Origin of the sequence: Nocardia sp. NBC_00511 (genome assembly GCF_045161165.1) — a bacterium.
Classification (GTDB): domain Bacteria; phylum Actinomycetota; class Actinomycetes; order Mycobacteriales; family Mycobacteriaceae; genus Nocardia.
Genome location: NZ_CP107849.1, coordinates 3,607,693 through 3,619,145 on the forward strand (window position 1 = coordinate 3,607,693; position 11,453 = coordinate 3,619,145).

Below are 11,453 nucleotides of genomic sequence, written 5' to 3' on the forward strand. Positions count from 1 at the left end.
CGGTGCTGCGAAGTGGACACGATAGGAGTTCGAACGGGTCCCGGGGATGGTTTGGTGCACCGGACCCGAATTCCCGACACCCGATAAAACCGCCCGGGCGACCAAACCGTGACCGACCACATGTCGAAGTCAAGGTATGGAAGCGAGCTCCAAAGCCCCACCACCAGCGTTTTCATCCCGTGAGATCGCCGTCGTCGGCAGCGGCGTGGCCGGACTGACGGCCGCCTACGTGCTGGCGCGGCGCGATCGGGTCACGCTCTACGAGAAGGACTCCCGGCTCGGCGGGCACGCCCACACCCACGACGTCGAGTACGCGCCCGGACGCCGGGTCGCGGTCGATTCGGGCTTCATCGTGCACAACGACCGCACCTACCCGACCCTGCAACGGCTCTTCGAGGAATTGGCGGTGCAGACCCGCGAGACCGATATGTCGATGTCGGTGCGCGCCGAGAGCAGCGGGCTGGAATACGCGGGCGCGAAGGGGTGGAGCGGATTGCTCCCGACACCGCGCGCCCTCACCCGGCCCCGCTACCTGCGCATGCTGAGCGAGGTGCCGCGCTTCCATCGCGCCGCGCGAGACCTGTTGCGCGAGCCGGACTCCGAGCTCACCGTCGCGGAATTCCTGCACCGGGAACACTTCAGCGCCTACTTCACCGAACATTTCATGACTCCGCTGATCGCGGCGGTGTGGTCCTGCGATCCCCGGGTCGCCACCCGGTACCCGGCGCAGTACCTGTTCCGGTTCCTCGACCACCACGGCATGCTGACGGTCTTCGGATCACCGACCTGGCGCACCGTGGTCGGCGGCTCCGCCCGCTACGTCGAGAAGGTCGCCGAGCACATCCACGAGATCCGCACCGCGACACCGGTACTCGCGATCGCCGACCGCCCCGACGGCGTCCAGCTCACCGTGCCGGGCGGGGTGCGCCGCTTCGACGCGGTCGTCATCGCCACCCATCCGCGCCAGGCGCTGTCCATGCTCGCCGAACCCAGCGCACTCGCCGAGGCGGTACTCACCGCCATGCCGTACTCGACGAACATCGCACGACTGCACACCGACGAATCGCTGCTGCCGCGCGCCCGCCGCGCCCGCGCCTCCTGGAACTACCTGATTCCGGCGCACGCCACCGCCGCACCCGAGGTGGTCGTCACCTACGACATGACCCGACTGATGGGCCTCGACCACGTGACCGACCGCCGATTCCTGGTCACCCTCGGCGAATCCGCCCCCGTCGCACCGGAGCGGGTGATCGCCGAGATGCGCTACGAACATCCGATCTACACACCCGAATCGGTTGCGGCACAGCAGCTTCTCCCGGACCTCGGCACCGATCGCGTGGCCTTCGCCGGCGCCTATCACGGGTGGGGATTCCACGAGGACGGCGCGCGCTCCGGCCTGCGGGCGGCCGAACGGCTCGGCGGCAGCTGGGATCCGACACCCTCGGCTTCGATCGAAATGGCGGCACGATGAGCACCACCGAACCGTTCCTGTACTTCACCCGGATTCGGCACGTACGCCGGGCCCCGGTGCACCACGAATTCGAATACCGCAGCTACAGCTGGTTTTTCGATATCGATTCCCCGCCGGTGCTGCCGATCGCGCTGCGCCCCTTCGGCTATTTCCGCGCCGCAGACCACCTCACCGGGCCGGGCCCCGACCTGCGCACCCGGGTGGACGCCCTGCTGAGCGAACACGGCATCGACAACACCGGCGGCCGGGTCACCGCGCTGATGAACGCCCGGGCACTGGGCTACGTCTTCGACCCGCTCACCGTGTTCTGGTGCCACGGCCCCGACGAGCGGCTGCGCTGCGTCATCGCCGAGGTGCACAACACCTACGGCGGCCGCCACGCCTACGTGCTGCAACCCGACGCGGGCGGTCGCGCCGAGATCGACAAACGCTTCTACGTCTCCCCTTTCAACCCGGTCGACGGACGCTACGAACTACGCGTCCCCGAACCCACCGGCGCACTGGCGCTGCGGGTTTCGCTGCTACGCGATGGTCAGCCGCCCTTCCTCGCCTCGGTGACCGGGCATCGGGTACCGGTGACGCCGCGCTCGGTGCTGCGCGCCCAGCTGCGATCGCCGCTGTCACCCTGGCTGACCTCCGCCCGCATCCGCCGCCAGGGCATCGCCCTGTGGGCGCGCGGCGTCCCCGTGGCACCCCGACCGTGCAACTCCTCGCCTCGAAGGGTCTTCTCGTGACCAGAATCTGCCTCGACACCCACGGCACCGAGCTGGTTCCGCCGCCGCCCGCCGGGCTGCGGGCCCGCCTGCTCGGCGACGGCGCGGGCTGGCTGTTCCGCCGCGCGGTGGCACGCCTGCCGCTGCGCGTGGAATTCCCGGACGGGACCGTGCTGGGCTGCGGCGCGCGCACGCAACCGTTGCCGCGCATGATCATTCGCGATCGCGCCGCCCTGTTCACCCGGGTCGGCTCGCAGGGGCTGATCGGATTCGGCGAGTCCTACACGGCCGGGGACTGGACCTCGCCGGATCCGGCGGCCGTGCTCACCGTGCTGGCCCGCGAGCTCTCCCGGCTGGTGCCCCCGGTGCTGCAACGCTTCCGGTCGGTGCTGCCCATGCAGCCCGCCGAGGATCTCGGGTCGGAAGCCAACGCGCGCACCAATATCGAACACCACTACGACCTGTCCAACGAGCTGTTCCAGCTGTTCCTCGACGAGACCATGACGTATTCCTCGGCACTGTTCGAGAACCCGGCGACCGCATCGTGGAACACGCTGGCGGCGGCCCAGCGGCACAAGATCGACCGGCTGCTCGACGCCGCCGGGGTGCGCGCGGGCAGCCGCGTGCTCGAAATCGGCAGCGGCTGGGGCGAACTGTGCGTCCGCGCCGCCGAACGCGGTGCGCTCGTGCACTCGGTGACGCTGTCGACCCGGCAGCTCGAGCTGGCCCGCATCCGGGTCGCCGCCGCCGGATTCGCCGAGCAGGTGACCCTCGAACTGTGCGACTACCGGGATGTGCGCGGTGAATACGATGCCATCGTCTCGGTGGAGATGATCGAGGCCGTCGGACATCGCTACTGGCCGACCTACTTCGAGGTGCTCGACGACCGGCTGGCGCCGGGCGGGCGAATCGCGTTGCAGGCCATCACCATGCCGCACGACCGGATGGTCGCCAGCCGCGACACCTACACCTGGATCCAGAAGTACATCTTCCCCGGCGGCGCGCTGCCGTCGACCGAGGCGATCGAGACCGCCGCGGCAAGCGCGGGACTGCTTGTGCGCGAACGCCATTGCTTCGGCATTCATTACGCCGAGACGCTGCGGCTGTGGCGGGAACGCTTCGACGGCCGGGCCGCCGAGATCGCCTCGCTCGGTTTCGACAGCACCTTCCGGCGGCTGTGGCAGTTCTATCTCGCCTACTCCGAGGCCGGATTCCGCTCCGGATACCTCGACGTCCAGCACATCGTTCTCGATCGCCCCGAGGAGCAGCCGTGAGCGTCGCCGCCCGTCTCGAATCGGCCCTGCGGCCGCTGCTGCGCGGTGAGCTGCCGGTCCGGTTGCGCGCCTGGGACGGCAGCACCGCCGGACCCGCCGACGCACCCGGACTGGTGCTCAACAGCCCCCGCGCGCTGCGCCGAATCCTCTGGCATCCAGGCGAACTCGGCGCGGCGCAGGCTTACGTCGCCGGGGAGCTCGACGTCGACGGTGATCTCGGCGCGGCACTCACCACGCTGTGGCGTACCGCCGCCGCCCGCGAGATAAAGGGCGTGCGTGCAGGCGATCTCGCGCGGCTGGCCATGACGGCGGCCGGGGCCGGAGCGCTCGGGACACCGCTGCCACCGCCGTCCACCCAGGTCAAGCTGCGCGGCCGCCGCAACGAACAGACCCGCGACCGGGCCGCGATCAGCCACCACTACGACGCCTCCAACGCCTTCTACACGCTGCTGCTGGACCCGTCGATGGCCTACTCGTGCGCCTACTTCACCCGCGGTGTCCCCGGCACCCCCGACGACCCGGACTACGGCATCGCCGAGGCGCAGCGCGACAAGCTGAACCTGGTGTGCGACAAGCTCGAACTGCGGCCCGGCCTGCGCCTGCTCGACGTCGGCTGCGGCTGGGGTTCGCTGAGCCTGCACGCTGCCGAGCACTACGGGGCGCACGTCGAGGGCATCACCATCGCGCGGGCGCAGAAGGAGTTCATCGACGCCCGCATCGCCGAACGCGGACTCGGTGACCGGGTTCGAATCCGCCTGCTGGACTACCGTGACCTCACCGACACCGGCTTCGACGCCGTCGCCTCCCTGGAAATGGGAGAGCATGTGGGCGAACGCAATTACCCGCGCTACACCCGCACCCTGCACGACGCCGCCGCACCCGGCGCGCCCGTGCTGGTGCAGCAGATGTCGCGACGTGGACGGCATCCCGGCGGCGGGCCGTTCATCGAATCCTTCATCGCACCCGATATGGCCATGCGTCCGGTCGGCGACACCATCGCGCGCCTTGAGGAAGCCGGACTCGAATTGCGCGGCGTGCAGGCGCTGCGCGAACACTACGTGTGGACCGCGCACGCCTGGCTGCGGCGGCTCGAGGACCAGTGGGAGCAGGCGGTGGCACTGCTCGGGGTCGAGGGCGCGCGCACCTGGCGGCTGTATCTCGCGGGCGGGGCGCTGGCGTTCGAACAGGGGCGCATGGGCGTGGATCAGATCCTGACCCGGCGTCCCGCGCTCGTGAACGCCGCCCGGACGACACCGGAGCTGGCGGCGCTGAAATCATGAATTGGCATGTGGAGCTATGGATCTGGCTGCTATCCGCGCTCGCGCTGGCGGTCATGCACACCATCACCTACCTGATCGCCCGCCGCCTCGGCCGCTACAACGTGGTCGACGCGGTGTGGGGGCTCGGATTCGTGCTCGTCGCGGCGATCGCGGCGGCGGTCGGCGACGGATCGCTGCCGCGGCGGCTGGTGCTGCTGGCACTCGTCGCGGTGTGGGGGCTGCGGCTGAGCCTGCACATCCAGCGCCGCTCCGCCGGACACGGTGAGGATCCGCGCTACGCCCAGCTGCTCGACCGCCGCGGCCGCTCGCCCCTGGCCGTCTTCACGTGGATCTTCCTCATCCAGGGCGCATCCCAGTGGGTGATCTCGCTGCCCGTGCAGGTGTCGGCGGCGGCCGGGGACACGCGCGGCCTCGGACTGATCGCCGCGGTGGCGGGCGTGGTCGTGTGGCTGACCGGATTCCTGTTCGAATCGATCGGAGATCGGCAACTCGCGCACTTCAAAGCGGATCCCGCCAACCGCGGGACCATCATGAACGGAGGGCTGTGGGCATGGACCAGGCACCCGAACTACTTCGGCGACTTCTGCGTCTGGTGGGGCCTGTGGTTGATCGCGGCCAGCGCGTGGCCGGGCGTGTGGACGGTGTTCGCCCCGCTGATCATGTCGTATCTGCTCATTCAGGGGACCGGCGCGCGGCTGCTGGAACACGCGATGCGAAACCGGCCCGGTTACGCGGACTATCGCGAGCGCACTGCCTACTTCTTCCCCCGCCCACCGCGCTGAGCACCGGACCCGGCCGGTATCGACATGGCCAACCGCGTCGCGTCTGGCGGCGCGACGCACTAGTGTCCGAGGTGCGATCGAACTGTCATCGGATGACTACACCGCCCGGTTCGGCGGCAGTCACTCCGCCGAGTTTCACCTACCCACGGAGACACAGCCACATGGCGGACCATCGCCGCTTCGTTTCGGTCGACTCCGGTCGCACCGATGAGCGCGACACCCAGGCCGATGCCTGCGCCGTCCGCCGGTCCGGACCCGATCCGGAGGTGACGCGCCGACTCGCGGAACTGGTGTCCGCCATCGCCGCGGGCGACCGTGCCGCCTTCACCGAGTTCTATCGGTCGACGCACGATCGGGTCTTCGGTCTGTCGCTGCGCATCCTGCGCCGACCCGCCACCGCCGAGGAGGTGACCCAGGAGATCTACCTCTACCTGTGGAACACCGCCGCGCAGTACGACGCCCGGCTGTCGAGCCCGATCGGCTGGCTGATGATGCTCACCCATCGCCGCGCCGTGGACCGGTTGCGAGTCGAAACCGCCGCCACCACACGCGATCTCGCGTACGGGCATCGCCACCTCGGCCGCGACCACGACATCGTCGCGGAGACCGTGGGGCAACGCTCCGACGAGCGCGCGGTGGTCGCCTGCCTCGAGACCCTCACCGACACCCAGCGCGAGACCGTCGCCCTGGCGTACTACGGCGGCCGCACCTACGCGGAAGTGGCCGAGTTCCTGGGCATCCCGCTCAACACCGTCAAGACACGCATTCGCGACGGCCTCAAACGACTGCAGAACTGCCTCACAGGACCGGTTGGCGATGTCTGATATCCATCCCGCCGCCGACTTGCTCGACCTGGCGTACCCGTACGCGCTCGACGCGCTCTCCGAGGCCGACCGGCAGGCCATCGATCGGCAGCTCGCCCGTGCCGACGAGGAGACGGCCACCACCTTCCGCGACACCGTGCACGAGCTGCGCGAGACCCTGGCCGCACTGACCATCGTCGACGCCGTGCCCGCACCGCCCAGCGTGGAGGCGGCCCTGGATCACGAACTGGACGCCCGGCTCTCGGCCCTCGGGCACACCGGCAGCGAACCCGCCACCGCGGCTCGCCGGGTGCGCGCGGTGCGCTGGCTGGCCGCCGCGGCGGCCATCGTGGTGGTGATCGGCACCGGCGTCGGAATCGCGGTGTACCGCAGCCAATCCCATCCCTCCGGCGAGGTCACCGCGCAGCAGGTCATCGGCCACACCGATACCCGGACGAAGACCACCGAGATCACCGGCGGCGGCACCATCACCGTCGAGGCCTCCCGCCAACTCGGCGCGGCCCTGGTCTCGTTCACCGCCGTGGCGTCCCCGCCCGCCGACCACACCTACCAGCTGTGGCTGATATCCCCGGCCGGACAACCGTATTCGGCCGGAGTCCTCGACACGCTGCCCACCGATCGCGCACCCATGCTGATGAAATTCGGTGACGCCGAGCAGCTCGCGGTGTCCGTCGAACCCACCGGCGGCTCACCGGCACCCACCACCACGCCCATCGTCGGTGTGCCACTGACCTGATTCAGCTCGGCGAGTCGCGGCGCATCTCGAGCAAACGCGCCTCTCGATCTCGCCGGACGAGTAACCTGGCCGAGGCAGATCCTGTTCTCCGTCAGGAGGTGCTCGATGACCACGTCCGAACAGCACTCACCCGGCTCTCCCCCAGGCACGCCACCGCAAAAGGCCCTCGGCCGAGGCGATTTCGGGTTCGCCGCCGCAGACCTGCTGCGGCAACTCGGCATTCGGCCCGAGGAGGCCGAGTCGCTGGTGACCGGCATTGCGGTGCAACACAATCCGGTCGCGCCCACAGAAGTCGAGGCCGAAGCTCCCGAGGCCGACGCTGCCGAGCCGCAGCAGTCGGCGGCGGCCGCCGACGCCGCGTCGGATCACTGCACCGCCGGTGGCCGTGGCGCCATCTCCTCCGGCACCATCCTGCCGCGGCTGCGGCAAACCAGGCTGGGAGACAGCGGATTCCAGCTGCCGATCCGGCGGCTCACCGCCGACGCCGAACCCTGCGCCATGCTCGAGTGGGGCGACGGCTCGGCCTCGCCGCTGTACTCCCCGCCCGCGGCCCGCATCGACGACCGGCTCAGCGGCGAGGTCGACGATCGCCTGGTCGCCTGGGCGGACTCACTCGGCTTCACCGACGAGGAGCAGATCCGGCTGCGCAAGACCGGTTTCGGCCGCCTCACCATGCTGACCCACACCGACTCCGATGATCCCGACCGGCTGCTGGTCGCCGCGCAACTCAACGCCGCGTGGTGGATGGCCGACGACTACTACGCCGACGACTCCGCCCTCGGCGCGGACCCGACCCGGTTGCCGCAGCGGCTGACCCTGGCCATGGCCGCCATGGACCCGCTGCCCGACGCCGGGGAATTCACGCCCCCGCTCGAGGAGGTGCTGCACGAGGACAAGGTGTTGCGCACCCTCGCCTCGGCCACCGCCCATCTCCGCCGCCACGCCACCCCCGACCAGGTACAGCGCGCCTGCTACGCCACCTTCTCGATGTTCGTGTCCTGGACCGCGTACGCGGCCTGGCGGCACACCGAGTGCCCGCCGTCGGCCTGGGAGTACCTGGCCGCCCGCCAGCACGACACCTTCTATACCTCGATGACGCTGATCGATCCGGTCGCCGGATATCAGGTTCCGGCGAATCTGTTCTACGACAGCCGGGTTCGCCGCGCCGCCTTCCAGGCGGGCACCGCCGCCGTTCTCGTCAACGACCTGCTGTCGGTGAAAAAGGATGCGGCGGACGAACATCCGGTCGCCAATATGGTGCTGCAGATCGCCGCCGACCGCGGTTGCTCACTCACCGACGCCACCGAAATCACCGTCGCGCTGCACAATCGCATAGTCCACGAGTTCGAGGCGGGCCATCGCGAACTGCGCGCCATCCCCTCCGCGGAACTGCAGCTGTACCTGCGCGGCCTGCGCCACTGGCTGGGCGGCTCGTTCGAATGGCACAACACCAACCAGCGTTACCGCTGACCGATCAGTTCTCGAGGCTGCGGCGTCCCAGGGTGACGTGCGGTGGTTCGCCGAAAACCCGGCCGTATTCGATGGCGAAACGGCCGGGATTGCCGAAGCACCACGAGGTGGCGATCATCGTGACGGTCGCGCCGTCGCGCGGGGAGCTGGCGACGAGTTCGGCGTGCGCGCCGCACAGCCGGAGGTGACGCAGGTACGCCATCGGCGTGGTGTCGTAGTGGTGGCGGAAGGCGAGCTGGACCGCGCGCGGGCTCACGTACGATGAGCGCGCGATATCGCCGATCGAAATATTGTCACGGAGATGCGATTGCATATATGTGATCGCCCGATGAACGGTCTCCGTCCGGGTCTCGTCCACACCGATATCGTCGAACCTCACCTCTATACCGCTGACCATGGGTTTCGCTTTCGATCGTCGAGACAGTCGAGTCGAGCCGGGCGACTCCGCTGTCCACCCCTCGCTGGGTACCCGTTCCGCACCGTTCGATGCGCGACCGGAGGGGAATACCGCAGTCCCGCGTGAATCACGCAATTCCATTATTCGCGCCGTCGGATCTCGCCGGAATTGCTTCGCTTGTTGTGCTGAAATCGGGCGGCAATACCTGACACACTGGAGGCACCGGATCGCCTTCAAACAGTCGCATCCGCGTCGGCACTCTCGAATGCTTGTGAGGATGAAGCCATTGTTGGAGCTGATCCCCCCGACCATTAGCGCCACCGCGCGCATCGCGGCTGCCGGGCGCACCACGGCGGCAGTCGAAAGCGATTGCACCACTTATCCTTCCGAGCCCTACGCCATACCATGGCGGAAGGTCCGGGAAGCGATTCGATCGATGCTGGATTCCTTCGGCAGCCATCCCTGGTGATCGGAACCAATCGACGTTCCGGCCTCAGTAGAGGTTCACGCTGGCGATCGGTGTGGTGGTGGGCTGATCGGAACCGCCGGACGGTTCGACAGTGACCGCGAGGGTGTCCGTCGCGCCGAACTTGGTGATCACGGGCTTGCCCGGGACGCTGCCCAGCACGGCGGCCGAGCGCGGTGCGAGGCCCAATGGCACGAGCCAGACCTGGTAGGCGTGTCCAGGTGGAGGGTCCGCGAGATTCTCGAAGGCGACCGAGGCCGCCCCCAGCGATTGCGAGGTTTCCACCCGCAGCTGGCCACCGCCACCTACCACCGCGGTGCGGGTGATCGTATCCGGTTGCGCGGCAACGACTGCCGCGGTGACCTGTGACGATTCATGCCCGCCGATCCGCTGCGTGATGGCCAGCAGCCCGGTGCCGAGCACCACCAGCAGCAGGATCGCGGCGGCGGCCTGCGCCAGCCGCGGCACCGAGCCGAAGCCGACCTGCTTGCGGCCCGCCGCGCGAATGGCCCGGTCCAATGCCTTCAGCAGTCCGGCTTCCAATTCCGGTGGCGGCGTGCAGGCGTCAACGACGCTCAGTTCCGCGAGGGTCTCGTGCACCGCCGTGACGGTGGAGTCGAATTCGGCTGCCGTGTACCGGTCCGCCCGGCGACGGCGGCGCTCGAGGGCACGCCGTTCCCGTTCGGGCAGGGCGTCGAGCGCATAGGCGTGCGCGAGGTCGAGTAGCTCGGTATCCGATCGCCCGGTGGCGCTCATCGTTGGTCACTTCCTGTCAGGCATGCCCGAAGGCGTTTGAGTCCATCCCGGATCCGGCTCTTCACCGTTGCGGTGGGTACGTTCAGCCGGTCGGCCACGTCGGTGTAGGTGAGACCTTCGTAGTAGGCCAGGGTGATGCTCTCGCGTTGCAGCTCGGTGAGGGTCTGGGTGCAGTGCAGTACCGCACGGCGATCGGCACGCTGCTCCACCGTTTCGACCACCACGTCCCGCTCGCGGTCCATATGCCTTCGGCCGTAAGACATTTCCCGGTTCTCGGCGGAGTGATCGCTGCGCAATCGATCGACCGCGCGCCGATGGGTCAGCATCATCAGCCAGCCCATCGGACTCGCCAGTCGCTGGTCGTATTTCGCCGACAGCGACCACGCCTGCAGATAGACCTCCTGGGTGATCTCCTCGGCCGTCGCGCGGTTGCGCAGCATCCGCACGGCCAGGCCGAAGACCCGGTGACTCGTCATGCGATAGAACTCGGTGAAGGCTCCCCGATCACCGCCCGCGATCTCGGCGATCAGTTGCGCCAGTAGCTGGATGTCGTCCGAACGTGCCGGTCGTACCGGGCACGCGCCGAACTCCTCGTCGCCGGTGTCCGTATGGCGCACCAGTCGTAGCACGGTCTGACTGTCGTCGTCGGTCAACGTGTCACCTGTATTCCTCCGAACTCGTTGGGCAGCAGCGAAATTCGCGATGCGTCACGAGCGGGCTCACGGGCAGGAAAACCGGCGAGCGCTCGACGAAACGCGCCCGTGTGCCTGGTGTTCGAATGGGCACGATAGGGTTTCGCACCGATCCGGCCGGAGGTTTGGTCAGGTGTGGAAAGTTTTCGGCGAGGCTTTCAGCGACCGGCGACGGCCGCGCGGGCCACGCCGATCGAGCCCGGATCGAAGGCTCCGCGCTCGACCAGACCCGCACTGAGACCCAGCACGACCAGCACCACGGCCACCGCGCACAGCCAGCCCGGATGCGACGACCGCTCCGGTGGTTCGGTGTCGACCCGGACGTGCGTGGCGCCGAGCTGATCCAGTGCCCCGAGCAGCCTGGCCTCCAGGCCGGCCGGCGGCGGGCAGGAATCGGCTCTGCTCACCAGCGCGAGTGCCGCCTGAACCCGGGACACCACCGCGTCGAACGCCGCGGCGGTGGCGGGGTCGGCCAGCGCGCGGCGCCGCTGGATGACGGCACGTTCGAGCTCGGTGACGGCATCCATCGCGTACACGTAGGCGAGGTCGAGCAGATCGGCGTCGGCCGGCACATCGACGGTCATCGTCGGTC

Annotated in this window: 12 protein-coding genes; 8 read left to right on the forward strand and 4 right to left on the reverse strand. The window is 68.9% G+C overall.

The features are described 5' to 3' along the window. The first annotated feature begins 136 nt into the window (after positions 1 to 136). The 8 genes from OG300_RS17085 to OG300_RS17120 all read left to right on the forward strand — a co-directional run bounded on the left by OG300_RS17085 (position 137) and on the right by OG300_RS17120 (position 8,550). On the forward strand, positions 137 to 1,471 hold the full coding sequence (locus tag OG300_RS17085; RefSeq protein WP_405497065.1) for an NAD(P)/FAD-dependent oxidoreductase: 1,335 nt from the start codon (positions 137 to 139) through the stop codon (positions 1,469 to 1,471). Continuing rightward, positions 1,468 to 2,205, forward strand: coding sequence for a DUF1365 domain-containing protein (locus tag OG300_RS17090; RefSeq protein WP_405497067.1), 738 nt, complete (start codon positions 1,468 to 1,470; stop codon positions 2,203 to 2,205). The genes OG300_RS17085 and OG300_RS17090 overlap by 4 nt, the downstream gene beginning before the upstream one ends. Continuing rightward, entirely contained in the window at positions 2,202 to 3,458 is a 1,257-nt protein-coding gene (locus tag OG300_RS17095; protein ID WP_405497069.1) for a class I SAM-dependent methyltransferase, read from the forward strand. The genes OG300_RS17090 and OG300_RS17095 overlap by 4 nt, the downstream gene beginning before the upstream one ends. Then, entirely contained in the window at positions 3,455 to 4,738 is a 1,284-nt protein-coding gene (locus tag OG300_RS17100) for a class I SAM-dependent methyltransferase (RefSeq protein WP_405497071.1), read from the forward strand. Before OG300_RS17095 ends, OG300_RS17100 begins: the two co-directional genes overlap by 4 nt. Then, the gene (locus tag OG300_RS17105) at positions 4,735 to 5,520 is read left to right on the forward strand and encodes a DUF1295 domain-containing protein (RefSeq protein ID WP_405497073.1); all 786 of its coding nucleotides are present in this window, start codon (positions 4,735 to 4,737) and stop codon (positions 5,518 to 5,520) included. Before OG300_RS17100 ends, OG300_RS17105 begins: the two co-directional genes overlap by 4 nt. A 161-nt stretch (positions 5,521 to 5,681) precedes the next feature. After that, positions 5,682 to 6,344, forward strand: a complete 663-nt coding sequence (gene sigK, locus OG300_RS17110) for an ECF RNA polymerase sigma factor SigK (protein ID WP_405497075.1) — start codon at positions 5,682 to 5,684, stop codon at positions 6,342 to 6,344. Beyond that, a complete protein-coding gene (locus tag OG300_RS17115; protein WP_405497077.1) occupies positions 6,337 to 7,080 on the forward strand; it encodes an anti-sigma factor domain-containing protein in 744 nt (247 codons plus the stop codon). Before sigK (OG300_RS17110) ends, OG300_RS17115 begins: the two co-directional genes overlap by 8 nt. 105 nt (positions 7,081 to 7,185) lie before the next feature. Next, complete coding sequence (locus OG300_RS17120) at positions 7,186 to 8,550, forward strand: family 2 encapsulin nanocompartment cargo protein terpene cyclase (protein WP_405497079.1); 1,365 nt, start codon at positions 7,186 to 7,188, stop codon at positions 8,548 to 8,550. Positions 8,551 to 8,554: 4 nt separating this feature from the next. Here the strand turns inward: OG300_RS17120 and OG300_RS17125 are convergent, their stop codons facing one another. From OG300_RS17125 to OG300_RS17140, 4 genes are all read right to left on the reverse strand, one after another. Beyond that, on the reverse strand, positions 8,555 to 8,863 hold the full coding sequence (locus tag OG300_RS17125; protein ID WP_405497081.1) for a helix-turn-helix transcriptional regulator: 309 nt from the start codon (positions 8,861 to 8,863) through the stop codon (positions 8,555 to 8,557). A gap of 577 nt (positions 8,864 to 9,440) precedes the next feature. Continuing rightward, on the reverse strand, positions 9,441 to 10,169 hold the full coding sequence (locus tag OG300_RS17130; RefSeq protein ID WP_405497083.1) for an anti-sigma factor domain-containing protein: 729 nt from the start codon (positions 10,167 to 10,169) through the stop codon (positions 9,441 to 9,443). Then, complete coding sequence (gene sigK, locus OG300_RS17135; protein WP_405497085.1) at positions 10,166 to 10,822, reverse strand: ECF RNA polymerase sigma factor SigK; 657 nt, start codon at positions 10,820 to 10,822, stop codon at positions 10,166 to 10,168. The genes OG300_RS17130 and sigK (OG300_RS17135) overlap by 4 nt, the downstream gene beginning before the upstream one ends. 197 nt (positions 10,823 to 11,019) lie before the next feature. Next, entirely contained in the window at positions 11,020 to 11,445 is a 426-nt protein-coding gene (locus tag OG300_RS17140) for an RskA family anti-sigma factor (protein WP_405497087.1), read from the reverse strand. Positions 11,446 to 11,453 lie beyond the last annotated feature (8 nt).